The sequence below is a fragment of the Echinicola shivajiensis genome, assembly GCF_018642165.1.
Taxonomy (GTDB): Bacteria; Bacteroidota; Bacteroidia; order Cytophagales; family Cyclobacteriaceae; genus Echinicola; species Echinicola shivajiensis.
Genome location: NZ_JAHHZM010000005.1, coordinates 133939 through 152183 on the forward strand (window position 1 = coordinate 133939; position 18245 = coordinate 152183).

An 18245-nucleotide genomic window follows, 5' to 3' on the forward strand; every position below is an offset into this window, starting at 1 on the left:
TAGGTTATTTTTTATTGAAGAATTGTACTTTTTGGGAAAATCATTGACCCTTGGGTCAGAGTATACCCAGCTTTACCCCAGCTTTGATGCAGCTTTGCCCCAGCTTTGGTATGGCTTTGCCTCGTCCTAAAATAGCTGGTTTGTGAAATTGTTTAGCTGTTTAACCCGAAATATCAATGTCGTTCAGTTAAGTGAAGCGCGGGACAGAGTCACCCTGAGCGGAGTCGAAGGGTAAGACACTGGACCTCGACTCCGCTCGGTCTGACATCTCTATAAATCCCTTAACTAAACGACATTGCCCGAAATATGCATTAGCCTATCTATTACGATTTAATCCGCTGCGGCTGATAAAATCAGTCGCTTTTGATAGGCAGTCAAAATGTTTGATATACGATGATGGCGTGTGAATATCTATCAAGTCTTAAGAGGTTGCTAGTAGCCCCAAATATCAGCCTATCTTGCTAAGGTTTTACACAATTAATTGTTTTTCAGTTGTTTATTATTGCCTTGTACAGGGTGGTATATTGGTTTTAAACATCATTCCACATTTTTTGTACATAAGTGCTACACCCTCCACCCTTCAAAAACTAGATTTAACACTAGCTAAAACCATTTAGATACTTTTGGATTCATTGTTTAAGATAGTTTTAAACCTAAAGTTGATAAACCTATAACCTTTAATAACCTATATCAAATGATACAGAAAACACCTGTGTAATTCTTTTTTCGAGTTCATGTAGCTCGTGAAATGCAAGGAAGGATATGCTAACCTATGTCATTCCAATTAAAAATAACCCAATCTAAACCATTTTCAAATGAAAAAAACATTACCAATGGCAGTAATTTTTTTTACTGTTAAGAAGCTATTTTTTCTTCTTTTTCTGATGTTTATCCTGGGCCCGCCCATAGCCTTTGGAGCCATTAGATCAGAAGAATTTTTTTCAGACTACGATGAGACCAATAAAGGTCGCTATCGGTGGGGAATAAAAGTCCCTATTGAACACCTTGTTAAAGGTAAAGTACTGGAGAAAGAAACAGGAGAGACCTTGCCGGGAGTGGCCATTATGCTTAAGGGGACCTCTATCGGGACAATTACTGATTTGGATGGGAATTATAGTTTAACTATTCCCGATGGACATGAAAACCCAGTAATTGTTTTCCGCTCTTTGGGATATTTACCAATCGAGATAGCAGTAGATGGGAAATCCCAAATTGATGTGGAATTGGTTTCGAGCATGGAAAATCTTGACGAAGTAGTCGTGGTAGGTTATGGTGTTCAGGAAAAAGAAAGCTCATTGGCTTCCATTTCACAGGTTACAGGCGAGGACCTTCAAAAAAATGGGGCAGTATCCTTATCGAATGCCCTCACCGGCCGTGCCCCTGGGGTTTTTACTGTTCAGACTTCAGGAGAACCTGGGGCCGATGCTGCTAGGCTGCTAATCAGAGGTAAATCATCATGGGTTGATAATAGTCCTCTTGTATTAGTGGATGGTGTTGAACGGAATTATAATGATATTGACCCCAATGAGGTTGAAACCATTTCTGTATTGAAAGATGCCTCTGCTACTGCTGTATTTGGGGTTAAGGGAGCAAATGGCGTAATATTGATTACCACCAAACGAGGTAGGGAAGGCGCTATTAAGCTCAATTATACTTCTGAATTAAGTTTAAAAGAGCCCTTGCTAAGAAGAAATATGGCAGGTAGTTATGAGACTGCATTGGTCATGAATGAAGCCTATAGAAATGATGGTAGCTGGAATTCCCTCATTCCAGAGTCGATTCTGGAGCATTACCGATTACAGGACATGCCCTATATTTATCCAAACACTGATTGGGAAGAAATGACGATCAGGGATTATGGTTATGCCCAAAAACACAACCTAAATTTTTCCGGGGGAACTAAGTTTGCAAAAATATTTACATCGCTAAGTTATTTGTACGATGGAGATATTTATAAGACGGTTAAGAATCCATTATACGATCCTGAGTTTAAATACAACAGGTATAATTATCGGACAAATATTGATATGGATATTACCTCTACTACCAAATTGTCTTTAGATGCAGGTGGTTATGTAGGGGTGAAAAACTCGCCAAACGAAACAGCTGGAATTAGGATTAACCGACCTATTTTTATGTTAGGGCCCATGGAAATTCCTCCATTCTATCCTTCAGAAGTGCTGGAGCAGTATCCTGATAGTGTATTCCCTGATGAAACGGGCCTAAGGTATTCCACCACTGGAATAATGAATGCTAATAACCCTTATAACGCATTGAATAATAGCGGGTTTAGGCAGATAAAAACAACCGAGCTAAATACCACCCTAAAATTGCGCCAAAAGCTAGACTTTATTACTGAAGGTTTGGTGGTGCAAGGTAGGTTGGCCTATAACCATGTGGAGGGCTATCAGAAGAATTATAATGTGGATGAGGTAGCCTATAAACTCTTGCCAGATGGAACTTGGGAAAGGTATAAGGGCAGGGATAATGAGGATAATCACGGTCCTAAATTGCCGATTTCTCCCGGGGATGAGTTTATTAACAGAGGGCCCTTCAGGAGTACTTATTATGAGGCTTCTATTAATTACGCAAGAAAATTCAACAGACATGATATTACCGCTTTATTCCTAGGAAATAGAAGGACTTGGCAGAATGATGTTGATTTCCCGCATTATGAAGAAGGGATAGTGGGAAGGGTGACTTATAACTATAATAAAAAATACTTGGTGGAAGTAAATATGGGACTGAATGGATCCGAACAGTTTGCTCCCAAGCACCGCTATGGTTTTTTTCCTTCCTATGCTGTGGGGTGGAACCTGCACAATGAAGACTTTGTGAAATCATTATTTCCATTTCTGACCAAGGCAAAAGCGAGGTATTCATATGGGGAAGTGGGATATGATGGTTCAGGTGGACAAAGGTGGCTTTACACATCTACCTATGTGAATGGAGGTACCAATCCAGAACACTATATGCCAGGTACAAAATCTAATTCTGGTTATAATATAACCCCAATTTTAGAAGGACAGGTGGCCAATATAAATGCCTCATGGGAAAGGGCCATCAAGCAGGATTTGGGTTTTGAACTAGGGTTTTTAGAAAACAGCATGCTGGGGCTTAGTGTGGACTTTTATCAGGAAAAGCGTGACCAGATCCTTTTGAACAGACTATCATTACCTTCTTGGTTTGGTGTGGATGCAAAGCAGCAGAATCTCGGGGCTACTGAAACAAGAGGTTATGAAGTAGAGCTTAATTATACCAATCATATAAATAATGAACTTTGGTATTGGTTTAAGGCAGCTTATAGCCGGACAGACAATAGGATAGTCGAAAGGGATGAGCCTAAGCTAAAACCTGAATATCAAAAAATGGCAGGAAAGCGAATAGATGAGCGGTTTGGCTATACTTCGGTAGGTTATATACAGGATGTAGATGACCGTATGGCTGCTCCAAGATATGGAAATGGTGTTTTTGGTCTTGGGGATGTTATGTATGTGGATTTCAATGGAGATGGAAATATTGACCAGATGGATATGGTGCCTATGGCATTTCCGGGAAACTATCCTTTGAATACCTATAATTTTGGAGGGGGCATGAGCTATAAAGGCTTTGACTTGGATTTTAATTTCCAAGGGGCCACAGAAATGTCCAGAAATTTTGTCGATGCCTATTTATGGCCATTGCATCGTTTAGGCAATCAGATTTTTGATTATCAGTTTGATTATTGGACACCTGATAATAGGGATTCAAGGTATCCAGCATTGCATATGGATGCCAACAGGACCCATAACAATATCAAGGATGGTGATAATACCACTACCAGTGTAAGAGATGCCTCTTATTTGCGTTTAAAGTCTGCACAAATCGGTTATGTTTTGCCGGAAAGGCTGCTTAATCCATTGAAGATAGATAAACTCCGATTTTTCCTTAGGGGGACCAACCTACTTTCCTGGTCGCCTGATTTGCCCATGGGCGATCCAGAAGGTTCCGATGGAGGGAATGGTAACATCACCTTTGGGTATTACCCGATAATCAGAAGATTTACTTTAGGCTTGGAGCTTTCATTTTAAAGGAGAAACAATGAAAAACATATTAATATTCAGCATTTTGATTTTGTCCCTGATATCCTGTGAAAGTGATTTCTTGGACAAACAACCTGAATCGGACGGCTATACATTTGAAAGTGTTTTTGGGGATTCTGTCAACTATAGGAGCTTTGTAGAAGACCTTGTGGCAAGACCTGCCCTTAAAAGGCATACTGCTAATAACAGTCCACAGGGAGATTTTGACGATATATCGGACAATTCCATCTCTGGAGCCACATTTACCGGGGTACCCTCGGTGCAAGCAGCTGTGGGGGATTTTTATGCCCTGCGCACAAATGGTGAAGCCACTCAAGCGAAAAATGGGACTTTTGAGAATATATGGAGTAAGATCAGGAAAGCCAATGTAGGCTTGGCCAATATAGACTATTACCCAGGGAGTGAACAAACCAAAAAGAGGCTCATAGGGATCTGTTATTTCTATAGAGCAGAGAGTTATTTTGAATTGGTTCGTCGATGGGGTGGAATGCCATATCTCTATCGACCATTAAATGCGGATGATGATATGGACCTTCCACGCCTTGGCTATCAGGAGACCATGAAGAGGGCGGCGATGGATTTTGATTCTGCATCCATGTATTTGCCGATTAAGTTTCCAGATAGCGAGTGGGGATTTCCTACAAAAGTAGCCGCTCTTGGCATGAAAGCAAGGACTTTATTATATGCTGCAAGTGAATTTGCTATGCAGGATAAGGGAGCAGAAGACCTTTGGGAAGATGCTGCTCTTGCTGCAGACAAAGCTATAAGAGCTGCTGAAGAGACAGGTTATGGATTGGTTGTTATGGAAGATTATTATTACCTGTTTAAGGAACAGGTCGAGAGTGTCTATATGAAAGAGGTTATTTATGGTAGGCGTTATCGGCATAACTGGGGTTCAAATTCTTACAGAAATCGATATAGGCCTCCAGGTCAGCTTAGTGGCAATTACGGAACCCAGCCAAATCAATTATTGGTGGACAGTTTTGAAATGCAGGAGACAGGCTTGCCTATCGATGATCCAGCGTCTGGTTATAATCCCCAAGAGCCCTATGCTGGTCGTGATCCAAGATTTGAGGAATCTATTATTCATAACGGCCAGCGGATTATGAACAGGAACATGCAAATCTGGAATGTGGATAATACGCAAAGCCCATCCACCAATGGGTCTCCCAGCTTAAAATATCAAGGAGGTGATGTGATAATGGGATATACTCAGACCGGATATTATAACAACAAATGGATGGGAAAGACATTTGGCGCAGATTTGGACATGGTGTGGCCCGATCTGAGAATGTCAGAACTGTACCTGAATTTTGCAGAGGCAGCTAATGAAGCCTGGACTTCTCCTGTCACCAAAGACAGTAGGTGTTTATACTCCGCGGAGGAAGCGCTCAATATGGTACGTAACCGTGCAAAAATGCCCAATATCAATTCTAAGTTTTTAGACAAAACTGCCTTTAGGGAACGTGCCAGAAATGAAAGAAGAATTGAGTTATGTTTTGAAGACCATCGATTGTTTGATATCAGGCGTTGGAAGATCGCCCATCTTCCAGAAAACAGAGATATCTGGAGAATGTTCATTTCCAAAGTTCCTTCTTCAGAGGAATATCCCACTGGATTTAAATATACCAAAGAGTTACTCAAGACAAGGGTATTCGAAGAAAAACACTACCTGTTTGTAATTAAACTGGACGATGCGAACATCGGTTCCAACTTTAATCAAAATCCAGGCTGGTAGCTAAGAATTTATTATTCAAATGGTAATAAAGATGAAACTAAACAAAATAATATACATTTTTTTCGCTTTCCTTTTGATTCCATGCCTAACGGTTGAAGCTCAAAAAGGAAAAGGGAAAAAAACAATTCACACGGTAGCTGCACAGGTTATTGATGGGGATGGACAGGCATTGAATGCACAGATATATTCCTCGGAACGAAGGAGAGTTGTCGGTACCAATTCAGAGGGGTATTTTACCTTCGAAGTGCCAGAAGGCGATATTTTGGTTATTAGATCAGAAGGATATCATGCTAAAACCTTAGATATATCTAGCGAGGAAATTATTTCCGGTAAAATTGCATTGGCCAAGGCTCCTGCATTTTCTGGCGAAAATCATATACTTTTCACTCCCTTTGACAGTACGTCAGAGCGGAGGAGTGTTGGTTCCTATTCTTATGTAAAAGGCGAAGAGTTGGAGAGCAATCCTACCCTAAGTCTTGAAAATGCTTTGGGAGGTCGCTTGACTGGCTTATGGCAGTGGCAAGGCAATATGGTTCCTGGATGGACCAGCCAGAATTTGTCAGCTGTTTCACCGGCATGGGGAGCTTATGTGGTCATAGTAGATGGAGTGGAAAGACCATTGGATTTTCTAGAACCTGAGATCATTGAAAGTGTACAATTGCTCAAAGACGCTACCTTCAAGTCAATGTATGGAGGTAGCCAGGCAAATGGTATTCTTGTGGTTAAGACCAAAAGGGGGAAAGTCAATAGAAATGGTATCAGGTTAAATGTCCAACGTGGTGTGCATATCCCTACGAGGTTACCAAAATACCTCAATTCTTATGACTATGCTAAGTACTATAACCAAGCTCTTGCCAATGATGGTTTTGCCCCTTTGTATACGGAATCGGATTTAGCGGCTTATAAAAATGGAAGCAATCCATACTTATATCCAGATGTGGATTATTATGATGAGTTCCTAAACAAATCAATGGATGTAACTAGGATGAGTACCCAAATGACGGGGGGGAATAAAGATGCAAGGTATTTTGCCCACCTAGGGTACCAGTCTAATGGAGGTTTGGAAAAGTACACCGATTACCCTCACAGTGAAGACATTATTACATTGCGAACAAATGTAGATCTCAACCTTAAGGATTTTATTACCCTGAATGCTGGATTTAATGGGGCCTTACAAAATAGGAATACCCCAAATGTCAGTGCTGCTGATATTATCCAGTCTTTGTCAACACTGAGGCCGAATGAATTTCCCATAAGCATCCCTGCTGACCTGGCAGGGGTTACCAACCGTGATTTTGTATTGGGAGGTACCGCAGAAAGACAGAATAATCCATATGGTCTTTTAACAGGTCGTGGCTATAGTGAAAGAAAGGCCAGCTATATTCAATCAGACTTGGGCTTGAATGTAGACCTTGGTCAATGGGTGAAAGGCCTTAGCTTTAGACCTTTTGTTACTTTCGATATTTACAATGTAGAGACCGCGACAAAGGGGCAGACTTTTGCAGTGTATGAGCCATCTATTGGAGAAAATGGTGATATTGGTTTCCAACAGTGGGGGGAATACACCAGGCAAACAGGCCAAAGCAGGAGCCTTGCCGAAGTAACCAGAAGATTTGCCTTTAACTTTAAATCCAGTTATCTGCGGACCTTTGGGCCACATGCCATTAAGGCCTATTTGAATATCTTTCAGTCGCAACTCGAAGTTAGGAATGTGCACCAAAACCCACGTAGGCAGAACTTTGGAGGCCACTTGAACTATATGTTCAAAAACAGGTATATCGCTGAAATAAATGTCAACAGGGTAGGGGTCAATACCTTTTCTCCCGAAAACCGATATGGAACATTTCCCGCAATAGGATTGGGATGGATTCTCTCCGAAGAAGATTTTATGAAGGAGATATCCTTTCTGGATTACTTCAAGTTTAGAGGATCATATGGTATTTTAGGTTCTACCGGTCAATATGGCAACGGAGGATTCTTTGCAGACCTTTATAGGGATAGATGGGTATCCAATGGAACATATAATGGCATTGCCGGAGATAATTACCGGCTCACTTTGGACCATACAGGCAATCCTGACCTAACCTTCCAGAAATCTTATGAATTTAACACAGGCTTTGATGCATTGCTTTTCAAGGAATCCACACTGCTTTCATTTGGCTATTTTAACCATAAACATACAGGCTTGTTTTCTACAATGGACAATATGGTTTCAGGCGTGATAGGGAGAAATGAAGCCTTGCCTTTTGTGAATCACAATGAAGTAAAGGTACATGGTGTAGAGGGACAAATTGAACATACCAGGAGCTTTGGAAAACTGAAAGTGAGCTTAGGGGGGAATATGACCTACAGTGTGGCTGAAAATGTAAAAACTAACGAAGCGGATTTCCCTGCAGAAACCCATGGTGGATTGATAAGAAAAGGCACAGAGATTGGGGCCATATTCGGTTATCAATCGGTAGGAACTTTTACCAATCAGGAGGATATTGATAATTCTCCCTTACAGCTGACTGGAAATGTGCGCCCAGGCGATCTTAAATATGAAGATACCAATGGGGATGGGGTAGTGGACCAAAGGGATCAGGTTGCAATAGGGAATGCATCTCCCAAGCTGTTTTACGGTGTTTCTTTAAAGCTGAACTATAAAGGATTTAATCTGGATGCTTATGGCATTGGCAGCGGAATGTACAACAGGCTTTTTGACAATGCCTATTACCAGATATATGGCAATAGAAAGTACTCGGCCGTTGTGGTCAGCGGTTTGCCAAATGGAAATCCTCATCCACAATTATCCACTACTTTGGCAGATAATAATTTTGTGAATTCTTCTTATTGGATAGGTGATGGCAGTTACTTCAAATTGAGAAATGTAGAGCTTGGCTACACATTTACACCAAACAGGGTTAGCTTTTTGGGATTGGGCGGTTTGAAAGTTTTTACCAGAGGCTTTAACCTACTTACACTTTCTAAGGTCAAAGATATGGATCCGGAAAATATCGGAGCAGGTATCTTCAATTTTCCTTTAGCAACCACCATAACAGGCGGAGTTTCCCTATCCTTCTAAACTGTATTGAATACGAAAAAGAAAACAATGAGAACGATAAAGAATTTTATATTAGTACTGGTATCATGGGCTGGAATGATGGGCTGCACCGAATTTCTGGACCCTATGATTGACGGTACGATTAGTGAAGAGGAGGCATTTGCAAATCATGCCTACTTCAGTGGCCTGCTCAACGAGGTGTATTTTAACCTTCCCAATCTATATGATATCGGAATGGACTGCGCTACCGATAATGCAGTATTCAACGATTATAGTGCAAATTACCTGAAGGCCAGTACAGGCATGCTTTCCCCGATGTTTAACCCTTTTGATAACTGGGTAGGGAGCTACAGAAATATTCGGCGGTTAAATCAGTTTTTGGATAAAATGGTTCTTGATCCGTCTAAAGCATACCTAACGCCGGTACGCTTTACAAAACTGGGGACTCCTGCTGATAGCCTGGACAATATCAATACGTTTTATAGGCTATTGGGAGAGGCATATTTTCTTAGGGCTTATAATGAATTTCAACTACTCCAAGCATATGGTGGAGAAGGGGCAAATGGGGAATTGCTTGGTTTTCCAATTGTCACCGAGGTATTGAATGTTGATGAAGATCTGGACCTTCCCCGTGATACCTATGAGGCTTGCGTGAGTCAAATAATTGCTGATTGTGATATGGCCATCAAACATTTGCCTATACAATACAAAGGAAATAATGCTGTCCTGGGTGAATCCATGAACGGTAGGGCCAGTGGAATTTCGGCCATGGCTTTAAAGGCCAGGACTTTACTGTATGCGGCCAGTCCGGCTTTTAACACCGTTAATGACCGTTCCAAATGGGAAGATGCAGCAAGAGCAGCTGGTAAAGCCATAGTAGAGCTAGGAGGATTGACGAATCTGACTGGCGTCAATGAGTTTTATTTTACCAGATTGAATGATAAGCGTTTTGATATTAAGGATCAGTTCCTGAGAGGGGCCGTTTTGAATAATAACAATGCCTATGAAAATGACCATTATCCACCATCTATGTATGGTAATGGTCGGGTAAACCCTTCTCAAAACTATGTGGATGCTTTCCCTGATAATGAAGGTTATCCCATCAGTGAAAGCACCTCCTACGATCCTGCTGATCCATACCTAAAAAGAGATCCTCGTTTGAAGCAGTTTGTGGCAGTTAATGGGTCTTCTATGGGGCCAAATAATTACCACACGGTGGAAACTTTTGTGGGAGGGACTGATGCTTTTAATCCATCCAGGAATACCACCAGGTCCGGATATTACTTGAAAAAATTATTAAGGTCAGGTAATGTGAGACTTATTCCAGGAAACCAAAGTTCCACTTCTAGGGCTACAGTACTTCTTGGACTTCCAGAACTGTATTTGAATTATGCCGAAGCAGCCTCGGAGGCTTGGGGCGCGGCAATGGATCCTGAAGGCTATGGTTTCACGGCTGCCCAGGCCATCTCCAAAATTCATCAACGTTATGGTGCAAGTGATGTCTATATGAATAAGGAGGCCTTGATGGATCCCATGAAATTTAGAGAACTGGTGAGGAATGAAAGGAGGCTGGAGCTGAGTTTTGAAGGGCATTATTATTGGGATTTACGCCGATGGCTCAAGGGTGATGATTTGTCTCCATTAAACAAAGAAGTGCATGGGATTAAAATCACTAAGGATAGTGAGGGTGAATTGGTCTATGATAGGTTTTTACTTGAAAAGAAAGAGTTCGCATCACCATTTTCCCCTATTCCATATAATCTTCTGTATAGTTCTTCGAAACTAGTGCAAAACAAAGGCTGGAATTAATAATTAATCATGAAATCAATGAAAAAGATACTGATACTATTGTTGACCTTATTGAGCGCCTGTGGCTTTGAGGATTATGATATCCAATATGGGGTAACATCTGTTTATTTTTATAATCAAGAATATAACAGAAATGTCGTTGTGGGTGAAGGGCTGGGCCTGAAGGTTGGTTCAATGCTTACAGGGGTTTTGAAAAATGATAGCGACCGATTGGTGAAATTTGCAATTAATAATGAGTTGGTGACTAATCCCAACCAATCCGTGCTACCGTCTAGTTTATATACGCTGGATAATGAAAACACTTTTATTATCCCAAAAGGCGAGTTTGTAGGTTTTTTAGGAGTGAAGTTTGACTCTGCAGAATTTGTAAATGACCCAAAGGCTGTTTCAGGAGAATATGTTCTTCCTGTTGAAATTACAAGCTGTGATGATGTAGATTCCGTAAATGCCGTCAAAAAGACGATTTTGGTTTCGGTAAGCTATTGGGCAAAACAACATGGGAATTATTATTATTCTGGAAGGACAATAAGGAAAGAAGAGGGCAGTATTGTAGATACTTTGGAGTATATGAATAATTCTGCCAATTCGGAAAGTGTCCGACAACTCATTACGGTTAATGCAAATACCTTGGAGCTTCATCCTGATGGAACAGGAATAAGCAATGACCCAGGTAAAGGAAGCTTTAGCTTTAATATAGATGTTCCGACATTTGGAGGTGGAGATGTGGGAATTAGTCCTTCGTCCAATTCCAATATAGTAGTTGAGGCAGACGGTATATCTTCTTATGTTGAGGATATAAAGACGTTTTATCTTAATTACACTTGGAATGATGGCGTATATGATTGTTATTCGACAGATACGCTCGTCTTTAGAAATAGGGTTCGGGATGTGCAGGCGGATGGCCAAGGAGTGAATGAATGGAGAGGTTTTTAGCGGATTATTTGCGATAGGATAGATGTCATGGGAAAATGGAATGATTGAGCTCAAAGCTCTTCATTCCATTTTTTTATGAGCGAATGAAAAGACTTGATTTTAAGGGAAGTTTTTCAAATAGTAGGCCGATTTAGAGGTGAGTAAGAGCATCAGTATTTGTCTGAAGTACTTTTTGATTTCCTGATTTGGGCAGAACTAAGCAAGAGGTTAATACAAAATGATAGCCAGTTTTTAAATGAATTATCAGGTTCTGAGCGCTATTGGGCCAGTATTTACATAATCAAAGGTCTTATGTACATCAGTGCTAATGCCTCAAGTAGGGGAAATGTAATTTTAAATTAAAGAGTTTTGGAACAAGGAAGGGATACCTAGGCCGATTAAGTGCTTTATCCTTTGCCACACGCTGAAATCAATACAAAAGATAATCTTTTTCAAAACACTTGAATTTGAGGGTTAAGGTCAGTCAGTTGATGCTTCTTGTTTTATTGATGTTAGAAGCATCGGCTGATCTTTTACCAGTTTGGTGAAGGATATTTCATGACCATAAAGTTTATAGTTTAAATTAATAAATTCGAATTAATGAAAAATGCTTACAGCATCACAGGTTTGTTAATGGCCTGTATGGCCTTTTTGGTCTTATTACCTGGGTATAGTCAGGTAAAGGACAGTGGACTCCTATCTTATGAAATGAAAACCCATTGGACGGATCAAGTTGACGCAAATAATCTTTGGTCAGCATATCCTAGGCCTCAGCTTCAGCGAGAGGAATGGACCAATCTGAACGGAACTTGGGAATATACTATCACCGAGAAAAACTCATCCAAGCCTAGAGATTATCAAGGTGAGATTTTGGTGCCATTTCCTATAGAGTCTGCCCTTAGTGGTGTAAAAAAGGCAGTTGGTAATGAAAATTATCTATGGTACCGAAGGAATCTTAAAATCGACCCATCCAAATTAAAACAGCGGACATTATTGCATTTCGGGGCGGTGGATTGGGAGACGGTTTTATATATAAATGGTAAGAAAGTGGGTGAGCACAAAGGAGGTTATGATCCATTTACTTTTGATATTTCCCAATTTGTGAAACGCGGGGACAACGAGTTGGTGCTGCGGGTATGGGATCCTACTGATGAGGGCATGCAAGCCAGGGGCAAACAAGTGTCCGATCCCAAAGGAATTTGGTATACACCGGTAACTGGGATTTGGCAAACGGTCTGGATGGAATCGGTACCAGTTGATTATATAAAATCACTCCGTATGACGCCTGATATTGACCAAAGAGAGCTGGATATAGAGGTGGACTACCCATCATTGTCTAAGGATTATGTGCTTGAAATCAATGCTACTTCCCATGGTGAAAATATATCAGGGACTAAAATTTCTGTAGGTGAAAGGTCAATTCACTCCACAGCAAGATTGGCGATAAAGGATATGATCCTTTGGGCACCGGATAATCCGCACCTTTATGATCTGGAAGTAAAACTTTATAATGAGAAGGGAGAATTGGTAGATAAGGTGGATAGTTATTTTGGAATGAGGAAGGTCTCTTTGGGAAAAGATGGCAATGGCTATACCCGAATTATGCTAAATAATGAACCCTTGTTTCAATTTGGGTTGTTGGACCAAGGATGGTGGCCTGATGGCCTTTATACCGCTCCAACTGAGGAGGCAATGGTCTACGATATTAAGAAGACCCAGGAAATGGGCTTTAATATGCTCAGGAAGCATGTGAAGGTGGAACCGGCCAGGTTTTACTACCATTGTGACAAGATGGGGATGTTGGTTTGGCAGGACATGCCGTCAGGTTTCAGTACTGCTGAAAAATCTGTCCAGCATGTGAAGCATGATGCGCTTTTGGACTGGGAAAGACCTTTGCCATCTGCACAACAGTTTGAAAGCGAACTTAAGTCCATGATTGACAACCTTTATAATTTTCCGTCGATTTTGGTATGGGTGCCTTTGAATGAGGGCTGGGGACAATATGAAACAGAGAAGTTGGCTACATGGACCAAAAAATATGATCCGAGCAGACTAGTAGATGCTCCAAGTGGCTGGGCAGACAGGAAAGTCGGCGATATGATTGATGTTCACTTGTATCCTGGTCCAGGCATGGAGCTTTCGGAAGAGAAAAGGGCGTCTGTTCTGGGAGAATTTGGTGGATTGGGACTCCCTGTAAAAGATCATTTATGGTGGGACAAAAGAAACTGGGGCTATTTGACCTATCAGGACCAAGCCGTTTACGAAAAAGAGTTCCAGGCCATCATTAAAAATCTGGAGGGATTGATCAGCTGGGGGCTTTCAGCGGCCATTTATACCCAGACTACGGATGTGGAAGGAGAGGTGAACGGCATGATTACCTATGATCGGGAGGTGGTGAAAATTGATCCTGAGAAAGTGAAAAAGTGGATCATGCCCCTTTATGAGCCAAGATGGAAAAAGCATGATTTAGTGACCGATTCGGAGCATTCTCCAGAAATGTGGAAAGTCAATTTTGGTGCGGTGGACAAGGATTGGGCAGCTCAGGACTATGATGATGCAGGATGGGAGGAACAGGTCGCGCCATTTAGTGGTGGAGTTAATCCGTTTTTACCCCCTTCGAGTCCTTGGGAAGGAGAGGAACTGCATTTGAGAAAAACATTTATATTACAGGCTGTTCCTGATAATATTTATATCAAGTATTATGCACCTCGTTCCGAAGCGAAGGTATTTATCAATGGTCATTTGGTGAAAACCTTAAATGATGGTGGGGGAAGAAAAAGGCATTATACGCATATCCTTTTGGAAGGTGCAAGGGAATATTTGCAAGAAGGGGAGAATATGGTGTCAGTTGAGGTGAAAACCAAAAATAACGAAGGGGCCTTTGATATAGGCCTGTATACTTCTGACACAGTAAAAGATATAGCTAGCACTGATTGATCCGTAAATTTTTTGGGGCATGTTTGGCATGCCCTTTTTTGGACTTAGATATTATATATTCTAATCTATTCTTCATTTAACAATAGCCAAGCCTAAATAACCATTTTTATAATGAAAAATATCAATAAGACCCTTATAGCCAAACTCTTCATTGGCATGACCATTCTTTCTTCCTGCAATCCCAAAGAAACAGTCAAGCAACCCAATGTCATAATCATTTTAGCAGATGATATGGGATTCTCGGATATTGGCAGTTATGGAGGGGAAGTAAAGACGCCCAACTTGGATAAATTGGCTAAAGGCGGCATCAGGTACACACAGTTTTATAACAATGCCCGATGTTGTCCTACGAGGGCATCGCTGATGACCGGGCTTTATCCTCACCAAGCAGGAATGGGGTGGATGACCGCTGCAGATCTTGGCACCCCGCAATATCAAGGAGAGCTGAACCAGCAGTGTGTGACCATAGCCGAAGTGCTTCATCAAACCGGTTATAAGACTTATATGTCAGGAAAGTGGCATTTGAGTAGGGTAAGAAATATTCAAGGAGAAGTCAAGGATAATTGGCCCATTCAGCGTGGATTTGATGAGTTTTTTGGTATTGTGGATGGGGCATCCAATTATTTTATCCCAAATGTATATAGTGATAATGAAAAATATCCGATCAAGGAGGAAGGCTTTTATTTTACCCATGCCGTAAGTGATTCTACTGTTAATTTCATAGACCAGCATTTTAAAGAAAACAAGGAGGATCCATTTTTTATGTACCTGGCCTACACTGCACCGCATTGGCCATTACATGCCCTCGAGAAGGATATAGAAAAATATAAGACCATTTATATGGCCGGTTGGGATAGCTTGCGGGCAGAACGATTGGAGAGACAAAAGACGCTTGGCATTTTTGATGGGGAGGTGGAATTGAGCAGTAGAAATGAAAAGGTGCCTGCTTGGAACAGTTTGTCCCAAGAAGAAAAAGAAGCCTTTGCCATGAGAATGGCTATATATGCTGCCCAGATTGATGCCATGGATCAGGGGATAGGCAGGGTTATCAAAAAATTGGAAGATGAGGGCCAGCTTGACAATACAATAATATTTTTCTTATCAGATAATGGGGCCTGTGCTGAATTTATCAGTAATGGCAAAAGCAAGGAATTAAATGGTCAAGCAGATACTTGGGAAAGTTATAGAATTAACTGGGCCAATATGAGCAGTACACCCTATAAGGAGTTTAAACATTGGATCCATGAGGGGGGAATAGCGACGCCTATGATTGTTCATTGGCCCAATGGCATCGATAAAGACTTGGAGGATTCTTTTGTAAGAGAACCAGGACATTTGACGGATCTCATGGCTACCATCGTGGATATTACGGGAGCCCAATATCCCGAAGCATTCAAAGGCAATAAAATCATTCCTATGCAGGGGCAGAGTATTGCGGATCAGTTTGAAGGAAATCCCATACAGCGAAAAGCCATTTTTTGGGAACATGAAGCGAATATAGGGGTTCGGGAAGGCAAGTGGAAACTGGTAGCCAAGACAGCAGAAAATGCTGATTTTGATCCCAGTACCCTAGAACTTTATAATATGGAAGAAGATCCTGCTGAGTTAAATGACCTCTCTAAGGATTATGCTGAAAAGAAAATGGCCCTTTACGAAAAATGGAAAGATTGGGCTGCAGAAGTACAGGTTTATCCCCTGGATACCCGTGATTATGGTAAACGATCCAGAGATTATCAAAAGCAAATTAACGGACAATTCCAATCAGGATTTGGCGGCTGGCAGCGCTCAAATAATAAAGGTATCCGCTATGAACTGATTAAAGAAGAGAGCAGCAATAAAGCTTCTATCACATTTTCAAAAGAAGTCAAAGAGGCTACAGAAATATTGGCTTGGCCGTTTTGGGCAGATAAGGGTGAAGCATTCAACGTAGCAATGGTTTTGGAAGGAGAAAAAGGAAAAGAGTTTAACCTGGTGGTGGAGACAGTGGGCAAAAAACCAGTGGTAGTTGCCCAAAGTAAGGTGAAATTGACTGATAGCCAATTGAAATATCAAGTCAGTGATGTGAGCATTCCAAAGAATGGCAGGTATCAATTGTCTCTTTATAGTGTCAGTGCTGATCAAGGAGATCATATTATTGTACACCAGGCAAGCCTTCAGTCAAAGGATTAAATAGAAAACAAACCTATGATTAAAAATATTAGCGCATTGAAAAGAGAAAGAGGCTTATTTAAAGCTTTGGTTATCAGTTTTTTGTTTTTGATAGTGATTTCTTCAGGACTTTTTGCCCAAGGGAAACAGGATAAAAACAAACAGTGGAATATAGTGCTGTTTATAGCAGATGATCTAAGTGTAAATGATATTGGCCCTTATGGAAATAAAGTGGTGAGAACTCCCTATCTGGATGAGTTTGATCAAAAATCGATGAGGTTTTCCCAGGCTTTTGCAGGATCTCCTACCTGTGGTCCATCCAGGAGCAGCATTTTGACGGGACTTCTGCCTTTTAGACATGGGGGGCATAGTAATCATTCCGGTGTGAGGCCAGGTACATATTCTATCATCCAGCACTTGAAGCCAATGGGCTATAAGGTTGCTATAGCGGGAAAACTGCATGTGGGACCAGCGGAAGTTTTTCCGTTTGAGAAGATTGCCCATACCAATGTCCCAGAACCTGGATTTGAAAATAGACCTGGACTCCACCATGACCTGAACTTAGGGCCAGTTGATAAGTGGCTTTCGGGACAAAAGAAAAGTAATGAGCCATTTATGTTAGTAGTAGCCGACCATAGTCCTCATGTAATCTGGCCAGAAGATGCAAGTTATGAACCAGACGAAATGGATGTGCCTTCCAAACATATCGATACCAAGGATACGCGATTTTCCAGGGCGCGCTATTATACAGATATTACAAAAATGGATAAGAACTTTGGGCATCTTCTTCAGTCCATCAAGGAAAATGGCTTGGAAGAGAATACCATTATCATTTTTACCTCAGATCAAGGTCCCCAATGGCCTTTTGCAAAATGGACATTATATGACGAGGGCATTCAGGTACCTTTGATGGTGCACTGGCCTGGGAAAATCAACCAATCTATGCACACCAATGCTTTGGTATCACATGTGGATCTCTTTCCGACATTTATGGACATTCTGGGAGGAGATGTTCTCAAAGATTTAGATGGAAGCAGTTTTATGCCAGTATTGAATGGTGAAAAGTTTTCCCATCGGGAATATGTCTATGCTTCCCATACCGGGGATGGAAAAATGAACCGCTCTCCATCCAGGATGATTAGGACGGACAGGTATAAATATATCCTCAATTTGGCACCAGAAATTCTTTATACCACACATATGGACAAATCCAAGAACCATGATGGCGGGAAGCAATATTGGAACTCATGGGTAGATGCTTCCTATAAGGATGAACATGCCGCCAATGTCTTATGGAGGTACCATAACCATCCACGCGAAGAACTTTATGATATACAAAGGGATCCTCAAGAAACGGTCAACTTAGCAGAAGATCCTGCATACCGAGCTTTGATGGGTTCATTTAGGGAAAATATGGAGACATGGAGAAAGGGTCAGGGGGACTTTGAAACCGGTCCTGAAGCCTTAGACAATAAGCAGCCAGGAGGCAAACCAGTGGCGCCCTATGTCTTTTAGCAGAATGGAAATTTTTTTTAAGGATAGGAAAGGAATCAGCAGATGATGACGCAAATTAAAG

At 41.2% G+C, this 18245-nt stretch carries 8 protein-coding genes; all 8 read left to right on the top strand.

What is annotated here, in order from left to right; translation table 11 throughout:
- Window positions 1-815 precede the first annotated feature (815 nt).
- The 8 genes from KMW37_RS10840 to KMW37_RS10875 all read left to right on the top strand — a co-directional run bounded on the left by KMW37_RS10840 (window position 816) and on the right by KMW37_RS10875 (window position 18184).
- On the top strand, window positions 816-4070 hold the full coding sequence (locus KMW37_RS10840) for a SusC/RagA family TonB-linked outer membrane protein (protein WP_215224643.1): 3255 nt from the start codon (window positions 816-818) through the stop codon (window positions 4068-4070).
- A 10-nt stretch (window positions 4071-4080) separates the two neighbouring features.
- Window positions 4081-5820, top strand: a complete 1740-nt coding sequence (locus tag KMW37_RS10845; RefSeq protein WP_215224644.1) for a RagB/SusD family nutrient uptake outer membrane protein — start codon at window positions 4081-4083, stop codon at window positions 5818-5820.
- 31 nt (window positions 5821-5851) lie between these two features.
- Window positions 5852-8884, top strand: a complete 3033-nt coding sequence (locus KMW37_RS10850; protein WP_215224645.1) for a SusC/RagA family TonB-linked outer membrane protein — start codon at window positions 5852-5854, stop codon at window positions 8882-8884.
- 27 nt (window positions 8885-8911) lie between these two features.
- Complete coding sequence (locus KMW37_RS10855; protein WP_215224646.1) at window positions 8912-10672, top strand: RagB/SusD family nutrient uptake outer membrane protein; 1761 nt, start codon at window positions 8912-8914, stop codon at window positions 10670-10672.
- Window positions 10673-10690: 18 nt separating this feature from the next.
- Window positions 10691-11605, top strand: coding sequence for a DUF1735 domain-containing protein (locus tag KMW37_RS10860; RefSeq protein ID WP_215224647.1), 915 nt, complete (start codon window positions 10691-10693; stop codon window positions 11603-11605).
- 579 nt (window positions 11606-12184) lie between these two features.
- A complete protein-coding gene (locus KMW37_RS10865; protein WP_215224648.1) occupies window positions 12185-14521 on the top strand; it encodes a glycoside hydrolase family 2 protein in 2337 nt (778 codons plus the stop codon).
- 111 nt (window positions 14522-14632) lie between these two features.
- Window positions 14633-16690 carry an arylsulfatase gene (locus KMW37_RS10870; RefSeq protein ID WP_215224649.1) on the top strand — a complete coding sequence of 686 codons (2058 nt, stop codon included), beginning with the start codon at window positions 14633-14635 and terminating at the stop codon, window positions 16688-16690.
- Between the two features lie 15 nt (window positions 16691-16705).
- Window positions 16706-18184, top strand: coding sequence for a sulfatase family protein (locus tag KMW37_RS10875; protein ID WP_215224650.1), 1479 nt, complete (start codon window positions 16706-16708; stop codon window positions 18182-18184).
- Window positions 18185-18245 lie beyond the last annotated feature (61 nt).